Origin of the sequence: Methanohalophilus sp. WG1-DM, from assembly GCF_004104135.1 — an archaeon.
Classification (GTDB): domain Archaea; phylum Halobacteriota; class Methanosarcinia; order Methanosarcinales; family Methanosarcinaceae; genus Methanohalophilus; species Methanohalophilus euhalobius.
Window position 1 is genome coordinate 1 of record NZ_RRBA01000004.1, and the last position, 26,485, is coordinate 26,485.

Genomic DNA, 26,485 nt, shown 5'->3' on the forward strand with positions numbered 1-26,485 from the left:
TGCGTGAGTCAGACAGAATTGTTATCTCCTGTCTCCATGAATATGAAGGTGATTTATTCTCCCACACACGTTCTGTGCGGGAACTCATGAATATTGCTTCTGGTATATAAACCTTATGTTCCGGCCAGACCGGAACATTTCACACGGCAAACCAGGAAGGTTCGCGCATGAAACAGGTCATCGAAAGCAGCCCTAAGATACCATCATAGTATATATAGATTTCGTGGCGGGACATCTCACATAGATTTCCGGAATTAAACCATAAATAACACGCAAATATAAATAGTAGAAAAACAAAGTGGCTTGCAGGAATTATCATGTATGCGAAGAACAAACTGAGGGATCGCTTTTTACAGCGCTGAATCGATTAGAAATAAAGAAATAACCATTTTTGATACTACTCTTCGCGACGGGGAACAGACCCCTAGTGTATCCCTGACCCCAAAACAGAAGCTCAATATTGCAAAGCAGCTTGACAAACTTGGGGTAGATACGATTGAAGCAGGTTTTCCAATTGCATCCGAAGGAGACAAGGATTCGGTTAAATCCATAGCCGATGCAGGTCTAACTTCAGAGGTCTGTGGCCTTGCCAGGGTACTCACAAAAGATATCGACGCCTGTATAGACGCAGGAGTGGACATGGTACACACCTTCGTCTCCACATCGGACATCCAGAGGGAACACACCATACGCAAAAGTCGTGAAGAGGTGCAACAAATGGCCACCCAGGCCGTGGGATACGTAAAAGATCACGGACTGAGATGCATGTTTTCTGCCATGGATGCCACCCGAACCGACCTTGACTACCTGGTAGCAATCTATAGGGCAGCAGAAGAAGCAGGTTGCGACATTATTAACGTGCCAGACACCGTGGGTGTCATGTCCCCGTCGGGCATGTACAACCTGATAAGTGACCTTCGCCAAGAGATCAGTATACCGATAGACACACACTGCCACAACGACTTCGGGCTTGCTGTGGCAAACAGCCTGATGGCAATCGAAGCAGGCGCCAACCAGGCGCAGGTGACGGTAAACGGTCTTGGTGAAAGAGCCGGCAATGCAGACCTGGCGGAAACGGTTATGAGCCTCAAATCCATATACGGTGCCAGTCTGAATATCAATACTGAATATGTGGTTGAAACTGCACGTATGGTCGAGCGCTACACCACGGTTCCAATCACAGCCCATCGACCGGTGGTTGGTGAGAATGCGTTTGCGCATGAATCAGGAATTCATACCCACGGCGTCCTCGAAAATTCTGACACCTTCGAACCGGGCATAATGACTCCGGAGATGGTGGGCCACACGCGCCGTATCGTACTGGGCAAACATGCCGGCAAACATGCAGTACGCAGATCCCTTGAAGCTGCCAACCTTAACCCCAATGATGAACAACTCAATCACATCATTGAAAAGGTAAAAACAATAGCAGACAAGGGCAAACGACTGACAGATGCTGACCTTTACGCGATTGCCTGTGCAGTCATGCACAAACCAATGGGCAAGCCTGCAATCGACCTCAAAGAGCTGTCTGTAATGACGGGTAACGTCACAACACCCACAGCAGTTGTGAAAGCACTGGTTAACGATGAGGAGAGAGTACTCTCCAATATCGGAATCGGGCCGGTCGACGCGGCACTGAAAGCAGTTACAGGAATAATCGGTGAACACGCAAACATCAGTATCCATGACTTCCGTATTGAAGCAATAACCGGAGGATCGGATGCCGTTGCAGAGGTAATAGTCGGCGTACAGGATGAAAACGGACGGATAGTATCCGCACGTTCTGCAAGTGCAGATATTGTATATGCATCCGTTGAAGCACTCGTAACCGCTATTAACATGCTCCTCCAGAAGTGAGGAACATGTCACCTTATTTTATAGATTCACACTGCCATCTTGATTTTTCCAAGTTCAACAAGGATCGTGAAGAAGTCATCCTCCGTGCACAGGAAGCCGGGGCAGGAGAAATGATCAATTCGGGAATTGACCTGAAAACCAACTTTTCAACCCTTGAACTGGCCAAAACCCATTACTGCATCCACCCAACAATAGGGTTAAGCCCCATGCTTGCCACCAATCCCGATAAAGACAGGGTACCGGAAGTCCTTTCCCAGCTTGATGAGTATGCCCCCCAGGCTATCGGCATTGGAGAAGCAGGGATGGACTATTATCACTGCACCGATGAAACTCTACGTAAAAAACAGAGGGAAGTATTTAAACAGGTCATCACGATTGCAGAGAATCATGCAAAACCCCTGGTTATCCATGGCAGGGATGCCGAAGATGAAGCGCTTGCAATGGCAGGTCATCTCGACACAGTAATCTTCCACTGCTATGGCGGCTCCTTAGAGACAATGAAAAAAATAACTGATGCCGGCCACTACATATCCATACCTACCCTGGTTTGCTTCTCCAGCCATCACAAAGAGATCGCTGCCACCGTACCTGAAGAACTTATGCTGATAGAAACAGACAGCCCTTATCTTTCACCGCGTAAAGGCCGCAATGAACCCAAGTTCCTGGTCGATTCCATAAATACAATCGCAGAAATAAAGGACATGGAACCTGCCGATGTGGCAGAAATCACACGGAAAAATACCTATAACGCATTCAAAATCTAAAGGGATTTACATGAAAGTCATACAATGCAATGCCACTACCAATGATGCAAACTCCTACCTTATAAATGACAGTATCCTCATCGATACCGGCCTGAATGGAGAAAGACTTGCCCGGGAAATTGAAAGTCATATAGACCTCAATAAACTGGAACTGATAATCCTGACCCACTGCCACTATGATCATACAGCAGCTGTACCCCTGCTTGTGGAACTCAGCGGGGCAAAGGTCGGTGTCCACAGGGCAGATGGGGCCATGCTCGCGGATGATATGGGAAGCGTATCAACATTCTTTGGGCAAAAAGCGCCTGCTATTGAGCCGGATATCCTCTATGAAGATGGGGATATGATCAAATTAGACGAAATCGAAGCCCTTCAGATAATCCACACACCCGGCCACACTCCGGGAGGCATATGTCTCTACGAACCTTTTTCCAAAAGCCTGTTCTCGGGAGACACAGTCTTTGCATCCGGCGGATTTGGACGCACGGATTTTGAAGGCGGCTCAGCCAGGCAACTCACAGAATCAATCGAAAAACTGGCAGAAATAGATGTAGAAACCCTCTATCCAGGCCATGGACCGGTGATAAAAAGTGATGCCAACCGCCAGATCCAGCTTTCAATGCGTGCATCCCGAACCATATGGTGATCCATAACAATGAAACACGATAAGAAAACATCAAAGCCCCTCCCCATGTCAAAAAAAGAAATGCATCAGAGGGGATGGGACACCCTTGACATAATCATAGTGACAGGCGATGCATACGTTGATCACCCTTCCTTCGGGGCTGCCCTGATAGGCCGCCTCCTTGAGGCCAGAGGATTCAGAGTGGGAATAATAGCCCAGCCGGCTCACGATAAACCGGAAGAGTTTAAGAAACTTGGAAAACCAAAACTTTTCTTTGCCGCCACCGCCGGCAACATGGACTCAATGGTGTCCAACTATACGCCATCCCTCAAGCCACGGAAACGTGATATGTATTCTCCGGGAGGTACTCCCGGTATGCGACCGGACAGGGCGACCATTGTATATTCCAATCGTATACATCAGGCATATCCGGATGCCCCTATTGTGATTGCAGGCGTGGAAGCTTCCCTGCGCAGACTTGCACAATATGATTTCCAGTCAGGAAAGGTAAGGAAATCAATTCTTGCAGATGCCCCGGCAGACCTCCTTATATATGGGATGGGCGAAACCCAGACAGAAGAAATCGCACGCAGATTACAGGCAGGAGAAGATATCAAACAAATAAAGGACATTCCCGGTACCGTCTGGAAAACCCCGGTGAAGAGCTGGAAAGAAGAACTTAAAGGCATGTATTATATCGAACTGGAATCCTACACTACGGTTTCAGAAGAAAAGGAAGCCTTTGCCAGAAATTACAGAACCCTCTGGCAGCAGCAAAATCCGGGAAATGGGAAAGTACTGGTCCAGCCCCACCCCAAAACTATCATTGTCCAGAACCCTCCGGCAAAACCTCTTGAAACCCAAAAACTGGATGAGGTTTATGAGTTACCTTACACCAGACAAAAACACCCCGCTTACAAAGAAGATATCCCTGCTATTGAGCCGGTGCGCTTCTCCCTCACTACCCACAGGGGTTGCTTTGGTGCATGCTCTTTCTGCGCCATCGCCCACCATCAGGGCCGCATGGTTAATTCCAGGAGTATTGAATCACTCTTAAGAGAGGCAAAAAGCCTCACCAAAATGAAAGATTTCAAGGGAAATATCAATGGAGTGGGAGGACCCACCGCAAATATGTATTCAATGGAATGCCCCCAATGGAAAAGCAAGGGCGTGTGTACCGACAAGTTCTGCCTCTACCCCAAGGTCTGTCCCTCAATGAATACTGACCACAGCAAAAACATGGAACTACTAAATCGCCTGGAACAAATTCCGGGGGTGAAAAAGGTTTTCATAACCTACGGTGTGCGCTACGACCTTGCCCTGACCCAACCTGAGTATCTGGAAATGATATGTAAAAAGCATGTCAGTGGGAGACTTGCTGTGGCACCGGAGCATTATTCAAAAAAAGTCACCGACAGCATGAGAAAACCCGGCAGGGATGTTTTTGAAAAGTTTGTGGAAATGTATTCAGCAATCAACAAGAAAATGGGCAAAGAGCAATACCTCCAGACATATCTCATGTCCGGCCATCCGGGTTGCGGGCTAAAAGAGATGATCGAAACTGCCGAATACATACGTGATAATAAACTTTATAGTGAGCAGGTCCAGGATTTTACACCAACCCCCATGACAGCATCCACCTGCATGTATCATACCGGAATTGATCCCTTCACAGGGGAAAATATAGAAGTTGCTACATCACGAAGAGACAAGAAAATCCAGCGCACAATCCTCCATTACAGGGACAAACGAAATCGTAAATATATTCTTGAAGCTTTAAAAACGGCAGACCGAATGGATCTTGTGGGTAACAGCTGGAAATGTCTGATTTCCGGCAAAAACGGCATGTGGGAATCCAACAGCCATAAACAACAGGGAAGATAAAATCAGGGCCTTCAATAATTGTGCAGACGATTTTGTCCTGAAACCAATTGATGAGTTCATACTCAAGAGCCGTATTGAGACCCTGCTAAAAGTAAAAGGATTGCAGGAGCAGATCCGCCAGGAAAGGGACCTGGCACTTAAGTACATAGACACGACAGATTCCATAATATCCATCACAACCCTGAAAAGGGAGGATATCGATATATGGAAACTTCCGCCATAGCAAAATTAACACATTGCCCTTTCGAGCAGCTCAATAAGATCTATGAGCTCACAGTCTTCTGCAGCCATCTCAAGATTGGAGCGGCACAGGGGACAGGAAGTTACGAGTAATTCGGCCTTTTCTGGAATCTCATCCAGTCTTTTGGAGGCAAGAGAGCGGGAAAGATCTGAGAAACTTCTCCTCACACCACCTCCGCCACCACAGCAGTGTGCATTTTCATGGTGGGTGTCCATCTCCTCTAGATTGCAGATACGCCTGATAACATTGCGCGGTGCTTCGTATATACCATGTGCCCTGCCTATATGGCAGGGGTCGTGATAGGACACGGAAATATCAAGTTTGTGGATATCCAGTTCATCGAGTTTTTGTTCTAAAAACTCGGAAACATGAAGTACATCAAACCCATCGGGATAGTCCTTTTTCAGAGTAGTGTAGCAACCAGCACATCCTGTGATTATGGTTTTTGCTCCGCTCTTTTTTATCTGCTCCATGTTGTGCTCGATTAATTCACAGGCATCAGAGCCTGTGCGAAGCAGAGGGGAACCACAGCATACCTCGTCCTCCAAAACACCCACCCCAAACTTCTTGAGTATATCAAAGGTTTTACGTGCAACTTCCGGATACCTGTATGCAGTCATACAACCTGCAAAATAAACATATTCGCATTTATCAGGCAGTTCATCTCTCTCCGTCGGTTCAAGCCAGTGCAGACGTTGCCGGGATTCGCGCAGGGGATTGCCCCATTCAACAGTATCCTTTTTGAGTTTTTCCTGAGCCTTACTGGCTCCGGCCTTGCGCACAACTGCTGCACGTGCATTTTCAACTACATCCGGAGGTATTGCCCCTGAAGGGCACATTTGCTCACATATGCCGCAGGTTGTACAGGTATCCAGGGAAAAACGGAAACTGTCATCAATATCCGCCCCTTCATCTATTTGCTGGGCGATGAGCATTCGGCCCCGTGCATTGGTGGATTCCCAGCCATATTCATTGAATACCGGGCAATAAGCCCTGCAGGTTCCACAGTGCACACATTTCAGGATCGACCTGCGATTTTCATCATTCATTTATCCAACCCCAGTTTTCCTGGATTGAGGATTCCTTTGGGATCAAGGGCTTTCTTGATAAGGGACATTACCGGCAGGGATGTAGGATGCTCAAGTTCCATATAGTTCGAGCGTGCACCACCAATTCCGTGTTCTGCGGAGACAGTCCCCCCCAGTTCTATTGCCTTGCGGTAGATAAGGTCAGCAGCCCTGTGGAGCTTGTCCCATTCTTCCTCACTGAGCATATCGATACTCATACCGGTATGCAGATTGCCATCTCCTATATGGCCATATATCATGATCGGAATTCCTACTTCATCGGATATCCTGTGTACATTCTCGATCATCTCAGGTATCTTTTTTATTGGCACACCGACATCTTCTCCTACATACACCCGATTGCGCAGGGGATCCAGGCGACTTATTGCCGCCCCCACGATACGCCGACCGGCCCATATGCGGTCACTTTCCTGTTCATCCTTTGCCGCACGTATGTCATCTGCAATCCCTTCACATACCTTTTTCACCATTTCTGACGCCTCGGAGACCGCACCTTCTGAACCGTCCACCTCAACCATGAGAATAGCACCTGCATCAGGGATATCAAGACTCGGATCATAGGATTTCAGAGCACGGATAGTGGTACTATCCAGTATTTCACAGGCGGAGGGAATAGTTCCCGAGGAAAGGATACGCACAACTGCGCCTCCCGCTTTTTCTGCACTATCAAAGGAAAGGAGAATTACCAGCCTGGCGCGGGGCAGGGGATAAATCTTCAAAACCGCCTCAGTAATTATGCCCAGGGTTCCTTCAGAACCTACCATCAGGGATGTCAGATCATAACCTGAAGCCATTTTTAGTGTTCTTGAACCGGTCCTTATGATGCTGCCGTCCGCAAGAACTACTTCAAGATCCAGCACATAACGTTTCGTAGTTCCATATTTCACGGAACGCATTCCGCTGCCATTGTTCGCTATAAGGCCCGCCAGGGTACACATAGCAGTACTGCCCGGATCGGGAGGGAAGAAAAAACCATGGGGTTTCAGGGTTTCGTTTAGCCTGGAATGCACGACCCCAGGTCCGATGGTTACCTGCAGATTATCAATGTCTATATCGATAATCTCATCCATACCGCTCATATCCAGCACAATTCCACCACGTACCGGTACTGCACCACCTGCAAGCCCACTGGCAGCACCCCGGGCCACCACAGGCATTTCATTTTCAGAAGCAAGTTTTACTATCTTGCTTACCTGTTCTGAATTATGGGGGCGTACCACATATTCAGGACGACCTTTTACCCGGGATGCATCCGAAGAATAGCAACAAATGTCCGAGGCCGAATTACTTACGTTTTTATCGCCGACTATCTCCTTCAGCCTGTTAAGAAGCATATACGTTCAACCTGTAATGTATTGATCAATATTATGTGATTGAGTAGAAAACGTTTAGATCTATATAGTTCTATTCTATGCCATGACCAGATACTTTGAAGTCCACCAGAGAGATGGGGCTGCAAGAACGGGAAGCCTCTATCTTAACAACACAATCCCTACACCAGCGGTAATTGACCCTTCTTCCCTCAAACCAGAGGCAGAAGGAGATATAATATATCCAGGCAGCCAATGGCATTTCGGGAATGGAAAAGCAGCAACACAAGCTACCCTGAAATTAAGGGAACGTGTGGGAAAAAATAAACTCATAATCATGCCTTCCTGCACATATTCGTCCATGGTAGCAGGAGATGTTACCTGTGAAAAGATTGATGTGCCAGCTGACGAGGGACCCACGGGTATAGCCTATTCTGAAAGAGACCCGGAAACTACACGGGACCTCTATGTGGCAGACGGCATCGGCTGTCATGAAGGCAACCCTCGCAGGCTGCTGGCCGAGCTCATGAAGGTAAGGAAGAACATTGCACCGGATTCGGCCCTGTATGCACCGAATATCGCCCTGCCTGAAAATGTTGCCATGCTGATTTATCTGGGCGTGGACATCCTGGATACGACAAGGGCAACGATCGCTGCCTTTGAAGATAAATACATGACATCTGCCGGTTTCATCCACCTGGACAGACTTGCAGAATTGCCCTGTTGCTGTGCTCATTGCAGCGGTACGAGTGCAAAAGAAGTAAAAGACATGGATAAAAAACAACGCGCCCGGCTACTTGAAAAACATAACATCGCTATTCTTGAGGCAGAAGTGGCCCTTGTCAGACAACGGATACGCAGTGCCTCTCTCAGGGAATACGTGGAAGGAAGATGCCGTCATAACCCCGCCCTTGTGGCAATGCTGCGCCTGAGTGATGCAGAATACGATTTCCTCGAAGAAAGAACAGCCCTATTCAAACCCGCACCCCTGCTTGCAACAACCTCTGAATCCCTGACAAGGCCCGAAGTTGTACGCTTTGCCCGACGAGTACAACAGCGATACACACCACCAGAAAAGGATGTCCTGCTACTTTTACCCTGTTCGGCCCGCAAACCTTACTCTATTTCTATGACCCATTCCAGATTCCGCAAGGCACTTGGCAAAAACCTCAAACTTGTGCAGGAAGTCATAATCACCTCACCCCTGGGAGTAGTACCCCGGGAACTGGAAGTCACATATCCTGCAGCACATTATGACACCACGGTAACGGGCTACTGGGATGCAGAGGAACACAGATGGGTAGGGGAATGTCTGGAGAATTTCCTGCTAAAACATCCTTACAAACATATTGTAGCACATGTGGAAGATGAATATCGCAGTATATGTGAAAACGTATCCAAAAAACTCGGATTGGAAATAACTTACACATCCGACGGAAATGTAACCTCCCAAAACTCCCTGCACAAACTGGAAGATACGATGAAAGAATTGTGTAACGGGCTCAGCTACAGAGGAGATTACAGACGGGACATGCTAAAAGCCATTGCAGATTACCAGTTTGGTGTGGGTTGCGGTGAAGCCCTTTTACCCCCGGATTCAAAAATAAAAGCCCCATTCCCCCGCTACCAGGCATTCCTGGATAAGGAACAACTCATAACCCTGATTCCCGAAAATGGTACAATAGCCCTGACCATTGAAGGAGCTAAAAGGATTATTGAAACAGGAAATTATGTTGTAAATATCGATGATTTCGTGCCACGCGGTTCAATACTGGCACCGGGAGTCATCGATGCAGATGAGCGGATTCGCCCCAATGATGAAGTATTCATATGCGGAGATAAAGCATTCTGTGTCGGACGTGCTGCAATGAGCGGCCCCGAGATGATACATTCCAACCGGGGCATTGCCGTGGATGTGAGGCACGTTAAAAAATTGTAAAGGCCCGGGAGGGGTAACATTGCTGTTTAGAAAATTCGAAGGAAAGGATTTTGCCGAAGTGCTGCAGATTGAAATGGAGGCATTCGAAGACCATGACCCCTACACCTACATGAATTTTTATGAAATGAACCCGGAAGGGTTTCTTGTTGCTGAAAGTGAGAAAACCATTACTGGTTTTGTAATGGGATATCGCAGTAGTGAACAGGAAGGGAGGATATTTTCCCTTGCCGTTAAAAAAGAATTCCAGAGAAGGGGAATCGGTCAGGCATTATTGCAGGTAATACAGAGATATTTTCGCAACCGGAACGTAAAATATGTGCGCCTGGAAGTACGTGCCAGCAATAAAAACGCCCGACGTCTTTATAGTCGCATGGGATTTGTTGACTGCTGGTATGAACCGGGTTATTACATCGACGGGGAATGCGGAATAATTATGAAGAAATATCTATATCCCGCAGGTTTGTATGAAGATTTATTGACAGATAATTGGCCTGTCATATCTTAAGTTCCTTTCAGTTACTATGTGAAAACCCATCTCCCGATCTCTCGGCAAACTCCTGCATCCTGACAGAAGTCCTGCTTATACTGGAGATCTCATCTTCTGATATGATGGATGCCAGGTGATTGCCGAGGATAAAGATTGCATGCTTGTGTTCTGCTTTGCTTCGATGGATGTGGACCGGACTTATGGAGAGGGAATTATAATCCTCAAAATCATGCTCTACACCCTGATCTTCCAGATACCTTTTGATTTGGACCATCAAAGTATGCAACTGGATCAGTTCATCTTTGTGCATTGTAACAACCTGTATTATATCAATTTAAAGCAGCATAAACTCAGAGATAGAATCTAAATGAGCTAGATAAAATCATTCCCTAGGGAAAAGACTTTCCTTGTTGACCCATATATTGTTTTCTATTTAATTTCAACTAATAATAATTAACAATCCTGAATACAAAAATACAGATTCCGATTCAGTGAAAGAGGTTTTTAAAAAATATTTCATACATTAATTTTAAAAAATACTCTTACTAAAAGCATTGCCATAAGTGCAGCAAATGGTATAAAAAGGTTATCATGGCGGGAAATAGAACATTCCGCGACCATACCGGCCACACTACCAACTACAGCCAGCGCTCCAACAAAATAAAATCCTACTATAGAAGACAGGATTATTCCTCCGGTAGTGCCCTCCACCGTCTTGCATGAGCCAGGCAGTTTCAATTTCCCCAGATGACCGATCAGCGGAGCTACTCCATCACCCAGAGCCAAAACTACCATGGAAGCATAACATATACCTTCGTTTACAAAATAACTCAGACCCAGAAGGACAAAGAAAGATAGAATGTAAAAAAAAGGATCCAGTGCAAACACTTCTTTCTCCCTGTTCCTCCATAAAAGACCATATACATACCATTTCTTTTCAGCCGGTTTGATAACTTCCATAATGAGAAAAATAAGTGTTGCACTCGCAAGTGCCAGTGCGGCATATTCTCTGCCATAAATATCCGCGATAAAAGGAACCGCCACTCCCGACATATGCACTATTTTGCGTAAAGGAAGGGATTCATTGACGCACAATGGATTATTATGAGCTGCCATCATCTGGAATCTGGCAGGTAAGTGGATATATTTTGCTATTGGAAACCCGATACAACCATACATGATGCTACAAATTGCTATTTCAGATGAAATGTGGGAAAAATATATCATTCAGGGATGAGATTATTATATGATTATTTGTATTATTAGCACAATTCTGGATACAAGATGCCATCTCATCCAGTGATTTGATTTGCCGGTGATAGAATGGAAGGAAAAGTATGGAAATTCGGAGATGACGTGGATACTGACGCGGTTATCCCGGGAAGATTTCTGGTCCTAAACACCCCTGAAGAACTTGCAGCACATGCATTCGAAGGAGTGAGATCAGATTTTGCAGAAAATGTAAAGGAAAATGACATAATCGTTGCTGGAAGCAATTTTGGCTGCGGTTCATCCAGAGAACATGCACCCCTGGCACTAAAAGGGACAAAGGTTGGATGCGTTATTGCAAAATCCTTTGCAAGAATCTTTTTCAGAAACGCGATCAATATCGGTGTACCATTACTGGAATGTGCTGATACCGACAGGATAGATGAGAACGATAAGCTTAAAGTGGATATTTCCACCGGTGTAATCGAGAACCTGTCCAAAGGAGAAAAGTATCAGGCAACACCCCTCCCTGATTTTGTAAGGGAGATTGTAAATACCGGTGGACTGATAGAGTACACACGAAAGATAATCGATAAATCTTAATAATACCGGAGATAATTAACAATGACCCAATATAAAGTGCCTGTAATTCCCGGAGATGGCATCGGCCCGGAAATTGTAGCAGAAGGAATGAAAGTTATAGATGCCGCAGGAGAAAAATTCGGATTCGATGTGGATTGGATTGATTATCCGCACGGTGCTGACCATTACCTTGAAACCGGAGAACTGATAAGCGAGGACACACTCAAGGAACTGTCCAACTATTCAGCCATATACCTGGGTTCTATAGGAGACCCCAGGGTTGCCCCGGGTGTACTCGAGAAAGGCATCCTGCTTGCTGCACGTTTTTATTTTGACCAGTACGTTAACCTGCGTCCAATAAAACTTCTCGAGGGAGTATGGACTCCTGTAAAAGATAAAACCCCGACAGATATTGATTTTACGGTGGTAAGGGAAAACACTGAAGATTTCTATATCGGAATCGGTGGAAGGTCCAAAAAGGGTACCAGCAAGGAAATGCTTGAAGTCTCACGTTCCCTGTACTCCGCAAAATTTGACCTTGACATCGAAACCGACAGCGAGGAGATCGCCTATCAGATAGGAATGATCTCCAAAGAGGGTACCAAAAGGGTTATCGAGTATGCCTTTGATCTTGCAGAAAAGCGTGACCGGCATGTGGCTTCTGTGGATAAGGCAAATGTGCTCTCCGAGATCTATGGATTCTGGAGAGAAGAATTTGAAGAGGTAGCTGCCACACACCCCGATGTTGATACAGATTTCAACTATGTTGATGCTATTACCATGTGGTTTGTTAAAAATCCCGACTGGTTTGATGTAGTTGTAACCCCCAACATGTTCGGGGACATTATCACCGACCTGGGCGCAATGATACAGGGAGGACTGGGACTTGCACCCGGCGGAAACATCAATCCCGAAGGAACCAGCATGTTCGAACCAATCCACGGTTCTGCACCCAAGTACAAGGGGCAGAACAAGGTCAACCCTATCGCCACAATATGGGCCGGTTCCATGCTGATAGACCAGCTCGGAGAAACCGAAGCTGGTGCAAGTATTGTTTCTGCCATTGAACAGAACATAATGGAAAACAATGTCAAAACCTATGATATGGGAGGCAACTCTAAAACCTCTGATGTGGGAGATGACATAGCAAGAATTATACTTGAAGAATAAGTGATATTTAAGGGAGGTTTGCTGATGGGGTGATATATACCTCCCTTTTATAGGCACCTGATAAATAGATGCAGAACATAAGTTCACAGTTGAGAAGGATACATATATGCATAGCACTAAATCTGTTTGTCCGGAATGTAAGGAAATCATAGAAGCCAGTATATTTGAGAAAAATGGCAGAGTATTGATGGAAAAAGAATGTCCGGAGCATGGCAAATTCGAAGAAGTCTACTGGTCGGATGCCAACCTGTACCGAAAATTCCAGAAATATCGACATGAAGGAAACGAAGTTTCAAACCCGCGGACTTCAGATGATGAGGGTTGTCCCTTGAATTGCGGACTTTGCCCGTCCCATAAAACAACAACCCTTCTTGGAAACATCGATGTTACAAATCGTTGTAACCTCAATTGTCCCATCTGTTTTGCCAATGCAAAGAGCCGGGGCTTCATTTATGAACCTAGTTTCCAGCAGATAGAAGATATGCTAAAAACTCTGAGAGAAGAAAAACCAACCCCCTGTCCGGCAATACAATTCTCAGGCGGAGAACCAACTGTCCGAGATGACCTGCCTGCTATGATCCAGAAGGCAAAGGAACTGGGGTTTGTCCAGATTCAAATTGCTACAAACGGCGTCAGAATCGCAAAGGATATTGAATTTGCCCGAAAACTGAAAAATGCGGGATTGCATACAATATATCTCTCCTTTGATGGGGTCAAAGAAGAAACTTACCAAAAGATACGTAATTTCAATGCCTTGCCTGTAAAAGAAAAAGCAATAAATAATTGCCGTGAAGCGGGTATTCGCAGTATTGTTCTTGTGCCCACCCTGGTTAAAGGGGAAAATGATGATCAACTTGCCGATATCCTTCACTTTGCCGCCGATAAGCTGGACGTGGTGAAAGGAATCAACTTCCAGCCTGTGGCATTCACCGGTAGAATCGACAGACAAAGCAGAGAAAAACAAAGATTCACCATACCTGACCTGATCAAGGGACTTGCAGATCAAACCTCTGGCCAAGTACCCGAAACAGCCTGGTACCCAGTACCTTTTGTTGTACCCATCTCGCGTTTTATAGAAGGAATACAGGGAAAACACCTTCCCGAATTCACAGTCCATCCGCACTGTGGAGCTGCAACATACCTTTTTGTGGAGGAGGGCAGGATAATACCGATTACGGATTTCCTTGATGTTGAGGGATTCGTCGAGTTGCTTGATGATGCCACACAAAATCTCAACGGTAAAAAAACCAGAAATTTAATTACCCTTGCCAAAGTAGTCCGACAGATTCCGGGTTTGGTCAATCAGGAAAAAGCCCCGAAATCAATCAATGTTACAAAAATGCTGATCAACATAATAAAGGAAGGGGATCGGGAAGTAACCAGCCAATTCCACCGAAAAACGCTTTTTGTTGGAGCAATGCATTTCCAGGATCTCTATAATTTTGACCTGGAAAGAGTTTGCCGCTGTGGCATCCATTATGCCACACCGGACGGAAGGATAATACCTTTCTGTAGTTACAATACATTCCACAGGGATGAGGTAGAAGGACAATTCCTTAAACCCTACGATATAAATAAAAAATGAAAATAGATGATCTTACAGGGTTTTCATTGTTCCATAATCCATAATCATTGAAACCGGCCGGGTAGTTACATCGATACCGTATTCTTCAACAACAGCCAGGGCGTTTACACCTACAGAAACAACAATCCCCGACATACCAACATCTACAGGTGCTCCCAGCACATTACCCGATTCATTATCCATTGCAAGTAACCCGCCTATATCAGATTCATGCAATTGCTGGAAAAGAAGACGGGCATCTCCCGCAGCAGATTGTGGAATACTACGCATATTAGCCAGTATGGTCCCAGAACCCGACTGAAGCAATCCTGTTACCAATGTGGATTGGCGCATCAAAAAAATCTTAATCGGGTCTATAGATGTACCCCTGTACGAGATAAGGTCTTTAAACACCACTGGTTCATTGTTTTCCACGGCAAGAATTCCCCCAAAGTTAGGCTTGACCGGAATTCCATGCCGCAGGAGAACCCCATCAAAAGTAATACTGCAAACTGTCGCAATCCCCACTTTCCCCGGTGAAACAAATATATCCTCCGAATCTTCTTCAAATATTCCCACCCTGGGACTTATTGAGTAATTAACTGCACTTCTCATCAAGTCGGCAGTTTTTTCAAAATCATCCTTGTCCACATAAGATACGTTTACTATCACATTCCCTTGCTTTGTTACGGGGTCATAATCTGTGCGATAGATCAAGTCCTCAATCCTTGTGATTACAAAATCAAGCCTGTCACCTATAAGGGCCTCTTCCAGTTCTTCCTTACCTCTTAATGTGATGGAGCGACCTGTATAGCCGTGTTTTTCGGTAAAGCCACGCTCGTCCAGTATCCTGAGGTGATAGCGTACCGCCCTTTCACCAAGATTGTAACCCCTGTTGCGTAATTCGTCGGCAATGATACGGGCACCTACAGGCCTGTCACTTTCATTGATAATACGCATGATTTCGATAAGTTTTCTTTCGATCTGGGGATCAGTCATAGGATTCCTCCGTTTTTATGGGCATTATATTTAGCATATTTGCAATATGTAAATTGTGATATTATAGACTTCCAGTCCTAATAATATATATAATCAGACCCATACCGAAAATCCCGGCAGCAAAAAAGCCAAACAGACCAAATAACGGAACACCCCACACCTGGGGTTCCATACCGGTTTGTATAACCAGGGAAGAACCAACTATAATGGCAGAAATAATAAGACTGAAAGCAAGCCGGTTGGAGGCAACGCTTATTTCCGAAAGGAGACGGTCGGTGCCTTCATGTTCAAATTTAAGATTGAGGTAACCTTTTTCGGCGACCTCGAGAATGTGTGAAAGTTGCAGCGGGGCACGACTGAGAAGCCTGCTTACATACCAGAGATTTTTGGAACTGTTTTTGGCCATATTACGCGGAGAAAAGCGCTTTTTCATGAATTTACGTGCATAGGGCTCGGCGATCTCAGTTACATTGAAATCCGGGACCATTTGCATAGCAAACCCACCCACAGTCATTACTCCTTTAAAAAGCAGGGCAATATTCGGAGGTACCTGTATCTGATGTTTACGCAAAAGAGACAGCATTTCAGAGGAAACCTCTGTGGCATCCACCTGATCCAGCGTGCGTCCGTAATATTTGAAAAGGAAATGATCATAATCAACTTTGAAGGAACGCACATCCAGTTTTTCATCCGCTACTCCCAGATCACGCATAACCTCTATGTATTGGGTGCTATCCCCGTTTGTTACGGCTAGAAGGGCATCTACCAAAAGCCCACGCATATCTTCGGACAGATGACCCGCCATACCGAAATCCAGCAGGGCGATTCTGCCGTCTTCCAGGGCAAATATGTTGCCTGAATGAAGATCAGCATGGAAAAAACCATGTTCAAAAACCTGTTTCATAAAAGCTTCAGAAACATCTGTGGCAATTTTTTCCCGGTCCAGATTCTCATTTGCCAGCTTTTCAAATTTGTTACATTTTATCCCTTCAATATATTCGAGGGTCAGGATGCGATCACTGCTGTAATCATTGTATACACGGGGAATTACAATAACAGGATCGTTTTCAAAGTTGGACAGGAAGTGTTCGATATTTCTTGCTTCCTGAGTATAGTCCATTTCCGAGTGAATTGACCTTGACAGTTCGTCTACAACAGCTACCGGATTATAGAGTTTTATTTCCTCAATATGCTGCTGGGCAAATCCGGCAAGACTGTACATGATATCCAGGTCCGCTTCAATTATGCGGCGGATACCGGGCCTCTGTATCTTTACAACCACATCTTCCCCACTATGGAGGCGTGCTTTATGAACCTGACCTATAGATGCAGCTGCGACCGGTTTTTCATCAAAATCAGAAAAAAGTTCAGGTATATCCCCGCCAAGTTCAGTTTTGAGTACTGCTTTTACATCTTCGAAGGGAAAAGGAGGAACATCGTTCTGAAGTTTTGTAAATTCCTGTGCGTATTTCAGGGGTATCAGGTCTTCCCGCATGCTGAGTAACTGGCCGAATTTGACATAGGTGGGGCCCAGTTCCTCAAGTACCTTACGTGCCCTTTCCGGCCGGGTATCCTTTTCCTGCTCCCTTCCAAACCGACCTTTTACACGGCTGCGAACAGACCCCATTGACCTGAGGCCCATTTTATCCACAAAGTAACCAAATCCGTTCGATACAAGTACGTCTATGATACGCCCGTATCGTTTAACCATTGAATATCTGTGAGAAATACCCGGTACCATGGTATCAAAAAAGAGATGTTAGAAATGAATGGTATCAGGACCACTCATCATCTTTTTCATGCTTGTCTTTTTCTTCAGCGGGTACATCCTCGCCCAAAGATTTTGCAAGCATCTTTTCAAGCCGGTCGATTTTTTCTTCCAGGTTCTTTACATGTTCCTGGGTTGCAACATCGGATTTGTTGACAGCTTCCTTGACCCGGGAAGACATCTTTTCCTCCATCTCTTCCTGCTGCTTTCTCTTGGATTCAATCAAGTCTGTCACGAACTTTTTACCCTCTTCCCTGTTAATTTCCCCCCTTTCGACGAGTTCTTTCACATATTCATTAATCTTCTCTTCGGTCAGGGCATACAAGCCCACGGTAAAAAGCCCAAATTTTTTCATATAATATACTGGATCGTACATTTTATTAAACCTCCAAGAAGTATATTGTATTTCACCATATATAAACAAAATGAAAACAAGCAGAAGAAAGAATTACCACACAGCCTGAAAACTGTATCCGCATAAAAAATATCAGAATTACTTTGAAATCATCCCGTCAATACCCTTTCCAATGTAGGTCACACCGGTTGATTCTATGAATTTATCACATACTTGCCGGGCATCCCCTTCTTCAATAACCGAACCTCCGGATACCAAAACTGCCCTGTGGGCTACTTCTTTCACAAAATCCATGTGATGGCTGACAAAAACTATTGTCGTGCCAAACCTGCGATTTATTTCCTTGAGCGAATTGGTAACATCTCTCAGAGTAATCGGGTCAAGATCTCCAAAAGGTTCATCCAGCATGAGTATATCCGGAGATGTGGCAAGAGATACCGCTATGTAGGACCTCACATGTTCTCCGCCACTTATCTGTGCAGGTTTCTTTTCAAGTATGTCAGGAGAAAGATCCAGAGCATCAAATACAGGTTCTGCATATTTGGCCACATTAAGGTCCGGCCACGCAGGGAATAATTCAAGATAGACCTGTGGCGTCAGTCCCATTTTTGAAAGGGATTGTTCTTTTTCTGCCTCTGCCATATCGGGCAACTGATAAATCGTATCCAGCATCTTTTCAGAAATACCCAACTCCTCTGCTTTTTGACGGGCGTGTTCTATCGCACCCTGTCTTTTGAGCCTGAGTTTAAAGGCAATATGCTGTCCTATTGTGGAATGGGGGGACAACGTAAATTCCTGATGCATGATACTCATTCTGCGACGCATTTCCATTCTTTGCGGGCTGAAACGGGAAATATCAATCCAGTTATCCTCAAGAGAATAAAGGACCCTTCCGCTTTGAGGTTCGAGAAGGCCGGCAAGCATCCGCAGCAGGGTTGTCTTGCCACTTCCGGAAGGGCCTATCAAACCCAGTATCTCACCCCTGTTAACAGAAAGAGAGATATCCTTCAGGTCCAGAACTTCTCCTACCCTCCAGAGGGAATAACGCTTGGCAAGATTTTCTGCCCTGACACAAACCTCCTCTGAAAAAGTACCCAGAGGTTTTTTGTCAGCCATCCCATGAAGGAACTTGTCCAGAACTTGTCCAGAGTCACCTGATGCTACAATTTTTCCTTCATCAATGCAGAGCATATCATCGGCAAGGTAACTCAAAATTTCCGGCAGATGGGATACTACCAGAATAGGAATGTTGAGTTTTTCTTTCAGAAGAAGAATTATGTCCAGTATTTGCTGTTTGGAATCCGGTCCAGCCATTGTGACAGGCTCATCAAGAAGCAGCACGGATGGCCGGGATGCAAGCTGGCGGGCAAGAATCAGACGTTGTTTTTCTCCTCCACTCAATGCTCCGGAGAAATGCAGGGCTTTTTCCTTCAAACCCACAATACCCAGATAGGCCATTGCCTCCTCATACATTTCATCGTAAAGAGGGTGATCGTTATCCGGAAGGGCTTCGTAACCTTCCCTTGCATAATAAAGCCTGCGGATTATATTTTCAACTGCTTTACCGGACCAGAGGCTGAAGTTGCGCTGAAGATGAAGGGCACTATTGCTCATCAAAAAACGTTGACCGGTTTGCCCCATATCCGGACTTATAGCCGTTTCGTCAATCTCAATCGTTCCACTGTCAAAGGTTTCAATTCCACGCAAAATTTTAAGCAAGGTAGATTTGCCACTACCGCTTTTACCTGTAATACCAAGTATTTCGCCATTCTGTACGGTAAAACTGATGTCCTCAAGTACCTGTTTTTTCCCGCAGGGAGAATCGTAAATTTTTGAAATACCTTTTACTTTAAGCATTTCCCACCTCATTAAGGGAAATCCATTTTTAACTTTTGATCGCAGAAACGAATTCAGCAATCTTTGCGCGGACATCGCCAGCATCTTCCACGGCAGTACCTGTCACGATCATATCCGCCCCTGCCTTTGCACAGGCAGCTGCAGCATTACGGTCGCGGATACCTCCACCTACTATCAAGTGTCCTTTATCGATAGCATGTTTCACAGCACCCACCATTTCAACCGGAACCGGATTATCTGCACCCGAACCTGCCTCGAGATAAACATAGCGCATTCCAAAGTAGGATCCTGCAAGAGCATAGGCTGCAGCAAGCTCCGGTTTTGTACGGGGCAGCAAACGTGCATCCCCTACCCATCCAACCGTGCCGCCTGGTTCCACTATCAGGTAGGCCATTGGAATGGGTTCAATGCCGAATTTGCGTACAAGAGGTGCACCCATCGCCTGGTTGGTAACAATATAGTTGATATCCCTGGAATTCAGCAGGCTCATGAAAAAAATAGCATCGGCGTATGAACTCACGCCTGCGGAATCGCCGGGGAAAAGAATAGTTGGCACATCAATTTGTTCTTTCATCAGCTGAAGGGTCTGGTCAAGAACCTGACCCATCGCTCCGGTGGAACCCCCAATCATTATAGCATCGGTGCCTCCCTCAACGGCAGCTTTTGCAATCTCTGCCGCCCTTTCGGGTTTTTGGGAGGCGGGGTCTATAAGTGTCAGATGGACACAACCGTCCCTCTTTACAATATTATTGAGGTACTCTTCCACCTGCATCAGACCGATCAGCCTCTCTTTACTTCCTTGGATTTTACACGGAGATTTTTGTAACCACACTTTCTGCATTTAACAGCCCTTACAGCGTTACGGGCATTGCAATTCATGCAAATCTTCTTATTAAGTATACGTTCCTCAGCTTCGGGGAATCTTGCCATATTCTCACCTTTGTAATAATTGTAATTAAATTAATAGTATCGGGCTGGCTAAATAGCCCTCAAAACATATAATTGTTTTGGGGCAATCATCGATAATTCTTATCAATTTCCTCCAGCATCATCTCACGTACTGAGCGGGCATCCGCACGACCACGTGTTTTCTTCATTACCTGACCTACAAGGAAGTTCAGGGATTTTTCCTTACCTGCAAAATAATCCTCCAGAGCTTGCGGGTTTTCTTTCAAAACTGCCTCTACAGCCTGGTCGACCACATCCCCTTCTACCTTCAGCAGCCCCTTCTCCTTTACAATGTCCATCGGGGACCCGCCTTCATCAAGGATGGTACGTATGATCTCCACAGCTGCCTTTTCGGTAACCTTACCACTGACTACCAGCTCGATGATCTTTACCATATCTTCTACTGTAAAGGAAGCTACGGTGAGATCACGGTAATTGAGCTCTCCCTTGAGGACATCGGAAACCCATACCGCTGCTGCTGCAGGATCTACCTTAGAGGCAACCTCTTCATAGAAATCCGCCACCCTGATGTCAGATGTCAGCGCCTTGGCATGGGTATCCACCATTCCGTAGTCCGAAATGAACCTGCTACGCCTGGCATCAGGCAGCTCGGGAAGGGTTTCAAGGATACCCTCAACCCAGCTTCCAACCCTCATGGGTACCAGATCAGGTTCGGGGAAATAACGATAATCGTGCTCTTCTTCCTTGGTCCTCATGGAAATCGTGACCCCACGGGCCTCGTCAAAGTGACGTGTTTCCATAACAACCTCTTCTCCACGGCGTTTGATATTCTTCTGACGCATGATCTCATAGAGCAGGGCCCTTTCGGCGCCTTTGTGGGAAGAGATGTTCTTAACCTCGGTTCGGTCACCCCCCGCAATAGAGATGTTGGCATCCACCCTCATCGAGCCTTCCAGGGTGCTGTCGAAGACGTCCAGATACTCAAGGATGTTACGCAGCTTGTCCAGGAAACGTCTGGCTTCCCGGGGACTGCGCATATCCGGCTCGGAAACAATCTCAATCAGGGCCATGCCCGAGCGGTTGTAGTCAATCAGTGTACCCTTGGACCTATCAATGGAACCCATGTGCATCAATCTACCCGGATCTTCCTCCATATGGGCGCGCCTGATCCGAACGACATGTTCACCGTCCTCACCTTCAATTACCACCCTGCCATCACTGACAATCGGGTAATCATACTGGGTGGTCTGGAAACCTTTTGGAAGATCGGGATAGTAGTAATTCTTACGATGGAACTGGGTTTGTTCCACAATCTCACAGTTTAGGGCCAGTCCGATCCTGATAGCATATTCCACAGCCCTTTTGTTCAGCACCGGCAGACATCCGGGAAGGCCCATACATACCGGACATACATGAGTATTGGGTTCTGAAGTATGATAGTCCGTGGAACAGCCACAGAATAACTTGGTAGCAAGCTTGTTGAGCTGGACATGTATCTCCAGGCCTATCATGACACCATCGGGATTTTCGTATACCATTTATACCACTCCGGGGGCCAGTTTAGTATGATGATTGGTATTTTTCTCAAAAGAGTGGGCTGCCTTGAGAATGGTAGCTTCATCAAAGTAGTTCCCGATTACCTGCAGTCCTACAGGCAGACCTTCGGAGAAACCACATGGCACTGATATGGAAGGCACTCCTGCAAGATTAATCGGGACAGTGTTGACATCCGAAAGATACAGGGAGAGGGGATCATCCATTTTTTCCCCTATCTTGAAGGCAGGAGTTGGCATTGTGGGTGCCATCAATACATCCACGTCCTCAAAAGCTCTTTCAAAATCCTGTTTTACAAGGGTGCGAACCTTGAGGGCCTTTAGATAATATTTGTCATGATAGCCCGCAGAAAGAGCATAGGTTCCAAGCAGGATACGCCTTTTTACCTCTGCACCAAACTTTTCCTGCCGGGTCTTTGAAGCCATCATATGCCAGTTTTCCCCTTCTGAACGATTTCCATAGCGAGTACCGTCAAAACGGGCAAGGTTGGAGGAGGCTTCACTCATGGCTATGATATAATACGCTGCCAGTGCATAGGGTGTGTTTGGCATCGAAACTTTTGTGTACTCAGCTCCCATATCCTCAAACTTGCCAATAGCCTCCCATACCAATTTCTGTACATTATCATCGATGCCTTCCCCGAAGTATTCGGCAGGAACTCCGATCTTTAACCCTTCCACATCGTCCTGCAGGGCATCAGTATAACCAGCATTATGTTTAACACAGGTTGAATCCCGGTTATCATATGTGCCAATAACGTCCATCAGGGCTGCTACATCTTCCACACGATTTGCCAGTGGACCAATCTGTTCTAAAGAGTTGGCATAAGAAACCAATCCGTATCTGGAGACCGCCCCGTAAGTCGGTTTCAGGCCCACAGTCCCACAAAAGGCCGCCGGACAGCGCACCGAGCCACCTGTATCCGAACCCAGCGAGACAGGAACCTGCCCTGCAGCTACAGCAGCGGCACTGCCACCTGATGACCCCCCGGCCACTCTTTCTGCATCCCAGGGATTAAGAGTCGGGCCATAGGTACTTGTTTCAGTGGAGGTTCCCATACCAAACTCATCCATGTTGGATTTACCGATTATCACTGCACCGGCCTTTCGCAATCTTTCGATCACATGAGCATCATAGGGTGGCACATAACCATCCAGGATGGCAGAACTGCAGGTTGTGGATAACCCTTTCGTGGAAATATTATCCTTAATTGCAATGGGCACACCTGCAAGAGGGCCTTCAATGTCCAGAGAGTCAACTTTTCTAGCCTGATCAATAGCGTCTTCTGCAATACAGGTGAAGGCATTAATATCACTTTTTTCTATTCTTTCCAGATAGGAGGCAACAACATCCTCGGCTGATGAGGAACCTATCTTGTTTTTTAGATCAGATAAACCTTCCAGCATTTTTTGGCCCTCAGATGATCTTTGGAGTTTTTATGTAGCCTTCCTGTATGTCTTCAGCATTTGCAAGAATGGCAGCCTGCTCCAGGGAATCTGTTGGCTTATCTTCCCTGAATACATTCATGACATCGGCAACATGATATGTAGGCTTGACACCCGAGGTTTCCACCTCATCCAGCTGTCCGAAATAATCCAGCACAGTGCTTAGTTCCGATGCAAATTCAAAAGCGTCCTCCTCATCGATATTGACCCGTGCAAGCCAGCCGATGTGTTCTACCTGTTCCTTTGTAATCATAATATGAAGCCTCTGTAAGCGTAATATAGCGTATGTGTTACACAAAAGGTAATGCTATTAATATGTTCTTATCAGGTCTTTTTACTCCTGCGGTTTACACCATACATCTGTACCTTTTTCATCCTGGCAAGATTGAGTACCCTGTCCATCTCATAATCCTCCAGGGCCCGGGCCTCCAGAAAACCATTTTCCACAGCTTCATTGAATATCTCATAACCAATACTGGAGCGGGCAAAAACCGTGGTGTAACCATCCGGCGTACCCACACCCCCGAAACTTATATCGGAATTTTCTGCCGCCATGTCGGTACAGAACTTGCATGAGGAGGACCTGTATTCATCAAATTCGGACAGAGAGAATCTGCTTATCTGACCTGCCTGCTCAAACTCGAACTTACCCTTACGAATCTTCATTGCATCGATATCCGCAAGTCTCATACCATGGGTTTCAACAAATTCCTTAATGCCTTCGTAAGAAAATGTATCCATACAGAATAATCCCAGACGCAACACATTGGCTCTCATGAACAGATGCAAAAAGCCATAGGGACTGCGCTGCATCTTGTGGACCGCATCTATATTGCAACTTGGACCTACAAAAGCAATACTTCGCATACCCTGCTGAATGGCCTGCATCAACTGTTCCATTGTCATGCTGTGAGAATACATGCTACCAGAGGACTCAAGCACCTGTGCACGATCCTCAGCAATAATTGCAACCGGTTTCCAGGGTTGATCCTTTGAATGAGTGGTTACTACCGCACAATCAATCAGGCCTTCCTCCAGTCCATAAGCCAGCAATGCCGTAACAGCACCTCCATCCTGTCCATTATGCCGGGGAAGCAGGCTTTTGGCACTGTATGCAAACCTGAGTTTGCCCACAAGTTCCTCTTCTGTAGTAATAGTGCGAGGGCACTGGTTGTAACACACACCACAGGACGTACATGGGCCTACAATCCTGGGACGTTTACCCTTTATTGCTATGGATTCACAGGATGCGGCACAGGCTCCGCAAAGGGTACATATGCCTGGCTTGATAACATCTTTGTTAAGTTTGCCAAAAGAAACACGTTTTTTCTCATCAAGACTGCGTTTGAGACGTATTACGCTTTTTTTCATCTCATTAAATGTTTTCAGGCATTCACTTGAACAAAAATAATAGGTCTTACCATCATACTCCTGCTGGAAAGAAGTGTCTTCCTCTACTTTTTTTTTACAAATCGGATCCTGTTTCATTATATCCACCGCAAAAACTGTCTATAATAGGATATAGCTGCACTATTATAAACTGATGGCAGAAAACTATAATTAATCTTACTACCCACCATGAGTATATGGATGCCCAGACAAAAGCCGAATTACTGGCAACAGGAAGAGTGGCAATCGATGAAAAACTACTCGGGAAAACTACTGTTTCAACTGCAGGACCGGGTGCCGGCAAAGTAGGATTCTTTTTTAGTTCCGGAGGACGCCGGGTAAAACTTGGAGCAGATGCAAAATCTCCTTTAAAAGCGATTGAAAAGGATGGAAAGATCTGTATCTACAAAGAGGATAAACTGCTTGCCTGCGGACAAATTGAGGAAGAACTGCTTCACTGTCCCGAGCAGGCGTATATTAATATGACCGAGACCTGTATATTTGACTGTAAATTCTGCCCTGTCCCAAAACTCAATGGCAGGGTCAAATCAGTTGAAGAAGTGCTGGATATGATAGAAAAAGCACATGATACGAAAAAGATGAAAGCCATATCCATCACTGCCGGGGTTGATGAGACAGTTGAAAAGGAAGTTGAACGGGCGGTTGAGGTTGTCAGAAAATGCGAAAGATACCATGTACCCATCGGGGTTTCAGTATATCCCACAATCAATTCCAACAAACTGCTAAAAGAAGCCGGCGCAGATGAGATAAAATATAATGTAGAGACCATGGACCGCCAACTGTACAGCGCACTCTGTGGTGAACAGGACCTTGATTTTATACTGGACTGCCTTTCCGAAGCTGTCCGGATGTTTGGCAAGAACAAGGTTTGTTCCAATTTCATAATCGGTCTGGGAGAGAGCGATGAAACCGCAATGGAAGGAATCCGGGAACTTGTACGAAGAGGTGTGGTTCCTATCCTGAGACCCGCAACAAGCCATCCCCTCAGAAAGAAAGAGGTTAATATAGAGAGGCCTTCAAAGGAACGTATCCTCAAACTCACCCGTTTCCTGAAAGAGGAGCTGGATCAAGCAGGGCTTGATACAAGACTGTTCAGGACAATGTGCCTGCCATGCACAGGTTGTGATCTGGGCCCTCATAGAGATCTGGGATAAAAATCAGTCGACAAATTTTGTGCTAATTATAAAATATGCCACTGTGCGATAATAAAGGAAAGTATTTATTGCAAAGGGATTCCAAGGGGTTGACTATGAGTCTGTTAGAAAAACTCTATAATATCAATGTGGGCTATATCATAATAGCAGGGATCGCCCTGAGTGCCCTGCTCTTTAAGTTCCTTCTCCAGTATGCTGAAGAAGGGAATCTGGTACTTGTTATATTGCTTGGTCTTGCTATTGGTTTTGTGGCCACATTAATTACCCGGGTTGTCAAGAACCAGCGCTATTTGCAACAACTTAAATAACAT

26 protein-coding genes are annotated in these 26,485 nt (G+C 45.8%); 12 read left to right on the forward strand and 14 right to left on the reverse strand.

Annotated features, from left to right (window positions below):
* Positions 1 to 366 precede the first annotated feature (366 nt).
* The 5 genes from CI957_RS04295 to CI957_RS11070 all read left to right on the forward strand — a co-directional run bounded on the left by CI957_RS04295 (position 367) and on the right by CI957_RS11070 (position 5,356).
* The gene (locus tag CI957_RS04295) at positions 367 to 1,860 is read left to right on the forward strand and encodes a 2-isopropylmalate synthase (RefSeq protein WP_128754276.1); all 1,494 of its coding nucleotides are present in this window, start codon (positions 367 to 369) and stop codon (positions 1,858 to 1,860) included.
* Between the two features lie 5 nt (positions 1,861 to 1,865).
* Complete coding sequence (locus CI957_RS04300; RefSeq protein WP_096712882.1) at positions 1,866 to 2,624, forward strand: TatD family hydrolase; 759 nt, start codon at positions 1,866 to 1,868, stop codon at positions 2,622 to 2,624.
* A 10-nt stretch (positions 2,625 to 2,634) separates the two neighbouring features.
* The gene (locus CI957_RS04305) at positions 2,635 to 3,270 is read left to right on the forward strand and encodes an MBL fold metallo-hydrolase (RefSeq protein WP_096712883.1); all 636 of its coding nucleotides are present in this window, start codon (positions 2,635 to 2,637) and stop codon (positions 3,268 to 3,270) included.
* Positions 3,271 to 3,279: 9 nt separating this feature from the next.
* A complete protein-coding gene (locus tag CI957_RS04310) occupies positions 3,280 to 5,133 on the forward strand; it encodes a YgiQ family radical SAM protein (protein WP_128754277.1) in 1,854 nt (617 codons plus the stop codon).
* 100 nt (positions 5,134 to 5,233) lie between these two features.
* Positions 5,234 to 5,356: a hypothetical protein gene (locus CI957_RS11070; RefSeq protein ID WP_277749684.1), complete on the forward strand. Its 123-nt coding sequence runs from the start codon at positions 5,234 to 5,236 to the stop codon at positions 5,354 to 5,356.
* A gap of 5 nt (positions 5,357 to 5,361) precedes the next feature.
* Here the strand turns inward: CI957_RS11070 and CI957_RS04315 are convergent, their stop codons facing one another.
* Together CI957_RS04315 and CI957_RS04320 are read right to left on the reverse strand one after the other, a co-directional pair.
* Positions 5,362 to 6,423: a (Fe-S)-binding protein gene (locus CI957_RS04315; RefSeq protein WP_096712885.1), complete on the reverse strand. Its 1,062-nt coding sequence runs from the start codon at positions 6,421 to 6,423 to the stop codon at positions 5,362 to 5,364.
* A complete protein-coding gene (locus tag CI957_RS04320; RefSeq protein WP_128754278.1) occupies positions 6,420 to 7,796 on the reverse strand; it encodes an FAD-binding oxidoreductase in 1,377 nt (458 codons plus the stop codon). Before CI957_RS04320 ends, CI957_RS04315 begins: the two co-directional genes overlap by 4 nt.
* Before the next feature lie 82 nt (positions 7,797 to 7,878).
* On the opposite strand from CI957_RS04320, the gene arcS reads away from it, so the two are divergent.
* Both arcS and rimI read left to right on the forward strand, forming a co-directional pair.
* Positions 7,879 to 9,711 carry an archaeosine synthase subunit alpha gene (arcS, locus tag CI957_RS04325; protein ID WP_128754279.1) on the forward strand — a complete coding sequence of 611 codons (1,833 nt, stop codon included), beginning with the start codon at positions 7,879 to 7,881 and terminating at the stop codon, positions 9,709 to 9,711.
* 19 nt (positions 9,712 to 9,730) lie between these two features.
* On the forward strand, positions 9,731 to 10,216 hold the full coding sequence (gene rimI / locus CI957_RS04330; protein WP_128754280.1) for a ribosomal protein S18-alanine N-acetyltransferase: 486 nt from the start codon (positions 9,731 to 9,733) through the stop codon (positions 10,214 to 10,216).
* Positions 10,217 to 10,223: 7 nt separating this feature from the next.
* On the opposite strand, the gene CI957_RS04335 is transcribed toward rimI, so the two are convergent.
* Together CI957_RS04335 and CI957_RS04340 are read right to left on the reverse strand one after the other, a co-directional pair.
* A complete protein-coding gene (locus tag CI957_RS04335) occupies positions 10,224 to 10,508 on the reverse strand; it encodes a UPF0058 family protein (protein WP_096712889.1) in 285 nt (94 codons plus the stop codon).
* 206 nt (positions 10,509 to 10,714) lie between these two features.
* Entirely contained in the window at positions 10,715 to 11,317 is a 603-nt protein-coding gene (locus CI957_RS04340; protein WP_128754281.1) for a hypothetical protein, read from the reverse strand.
* Positions 11,318 to 11,521: 204 nt separating this feature from the next.
* On the opposite strand from CI957_RS04340, the gene CI957_RS04345 reads away from it, so the two are divergent.
* From CI957_RS04345 to tes, 3 genes are all read left to right on the forward strand, one after another.
* On the forward strand, positions 11,522 to 12,010 hold the full coding sequence (locus tag CI957_RS04345) for a 3-isopropylmalate dehydratase small subunit (protein ID WP_096712891.1): 489 nt from the start codon (positions 11,522 to 11,524) through the stop codon (positions 12,008 to 12,010).
* Positions 12,011 to 12,031: 21 nt separating this feature from the next.
* Positions 12,032 to 13,159, forward strand: a complete 1,128-nt coding sequence (locus tag CI957_RS04350) for an isocitrate/isopropylmalate dehydrogenase family protein (RefSeq protein ID WP_128754282.1) — start codon at positions 12,032 to 12,034, stop codon at positions 13,157 to 13,159.
* Positions 13,160 to 13,265: 106 nt separating this feature from the next.
* Positions 13,266 to 14,744 (forward strand): tetraether lipid synthase Tes, encoded by a 1,479-nt coding sequence (gene tes, locus CI957_RS04355; RefSeq protein WP_128754283.1) that lies wholly within the window; start codon positions 13,266 to 13,268, stop codon positions 14,742 to 14,744.
* Between the two features lie 12 nt (positions 14,745 to 14,756).
* Here tes and CI957_RS04360 read toward each other — a convergent pair whose 3' ends face one another.
* The 10 genes from CI957_RS04360 to CI957_RS04405 form a co-directional block, all read right to left on the reverse strand.
* A complete protein-coding gene (locus CI957_RS04360) occupies positions 14,757 to 15,722 on the reverse strand; it encodes a DUF128 domain-containing protein (RefSeq protein WP_105460917.1) in 966 nt (321 codons plus the stop codon).
* A 61-nt stretch (positions 15,723 to 15,783) separates the two neighbouring features.
* Positions 15,784 to 17,433: an AarF/ABC1/UbiB kinase family protein gene (locus tag CI957_RS04365; RefSeq protein ID WP_241645907.1), complete on the reverse strand. Its 1,650-nt coding sequence runs from the start codon at positions 17,431 to 17,433 to the stop codon at positions 15,784 to 15,786.
* A gap of 64 nt (positions 17,434 to 17,497) precedes the next feature.
* Complete coding sequence (locus CI957_RS04370) at positions 17,498 to 17,866, reverse strand: phasin family protein (protein WP_096712896.1); 369 nt, start codon at positions 17,864 to 17,866, stop codon at positions 17,498 to 17,500.
* A gap of 117 nt (positions 17,867 to 17,983) precedes the next feature.
* A complete protein-coding gene (locus CI957_RS04375; protein WP_128754284.1) occupies positions 17,984 to 19,702 on the reverse strand; it encodes an ABC transporter ATP-binding protein in 1,719 nt (572 codons plus the stop codon).
* Between the two features lie 28 nt (positions 19,703 to 19,730).
* Positions 19,731 to 20,474, reverse strand: a complete 744-nt coding sequence (locus tag CI957_RS04380; RefSeq protein WP_096712898.1) for a geranylgeranylglyceryl/heptaprenylglyceryl phosphate synthase — start codon at positions 20,472 to 20,474, stop codon at positions 19,731 to 19,733.
* 8 nt (positions 20,475 to 20,482) lie between these two features.
* The gene (locus CI957_RS04385) at positions 20,483 to 20,632 is read right to left on the reverse strand and encodes a 50S ribosomal protein L40e (protein ID WP_013038400.1); all 150 of its coding nucleotides are present in this window, start codon (positions 20,630 to 20,632) and stop codon (positions 20,483 to 20,485) included.
* Between the two features lie 86 nt (positions 20,633 to 20,718).
* The gene (gene gatB / locus CI957_RS04390) at positions 20,719 to 22,149 is read right to left on the reverse strand and encodes an Asp-tRNA(Asn)/Glu-tRNA(Gln) amidotransferase subunit GatB (RefSeq protein WP_128754285.1); all 1,431 of its coding nucleotides are present in this window, start codon (positions 22,147 to 22,149) and stop codon (positions 20,719 to 20,721) included.
* On the reverse strand, positions 22,150 to 23,571 hold the full coding sequence (gene gatA, locus CI957_RS04395) for an Asp-tRNA(Asn)/Glu-tRNA(Gln) amidotransferase subunit GatA (protein WP_096712900.1): 1,422 nt from the start codon (positions 23,569 to 23,571) through the stop codon (positions 22,150 to 22,152).
* A gap of 10 nt (positions 23,572 to 23,581) precedes the next feature.
* Positions 23,582 to 23,863, reverse strand: coding sequence for an Asp-tRNA(Asn)/Glu-tRNA(Gln) amidotransferase subunit GatC (gene gatC / locus CI957_RS04400; RefSeq protein ID WP_096712901.1), 282 nt, complete (start codon positions 23,861 to 23,863; stop codon positions 23,582 to 23,584).
* A gap of 71 nt (positions 23,864 to 23,934) precedes the next feature.
* The gene (locus tag CI957_RS04405; protein ID WP_096712902.1) at positions 23,935 to 25,098 is read right to left on the reverse strand and encodes a Coenzyme F420 hydrogenase/dehydrogenase, beta subunit C-terminal domain; all 1,164 of its coding nucleotides are present in this window, start codon (positions 25,096 to 25,098) and stop codon (positions 23,935 to 23,937) included.
* A gap of 98 nt (positions 25,099 to 25,196) precedes the next feature.
* On the opposite strand from CI957_RS04405, the gene CI957_RS04410 reads away from it, so the two are divergent.
* The gene (locus tag CI957_RS04410; protein WP_096712903.1) at positions 25,197 to 26,174 is read left to right on the forward strand and encodes a radical SAM protein; all 978 of its coding nucleotides are present in this window, start codon (positions 25,197 to 25,199) and stop codon (positions 26,172 to 26,174) included.
* A gap of 95 nt (positions 26,175 to 26,269) precedes the next feature.
* Positions 26,270 to 26,482 (forward strand): hypothetical protein, encoded by a 213-nt coding sequence (locus CI957_RS04415; RefSeq protein ID WP_128754286.1) that lies wholly within the window; start codon positions 26,270 to 26,272, stop codon positions 26,480 to 26,482.
* Positions 26,483 to 26,485: the final 3 nt, after the last annotated feature.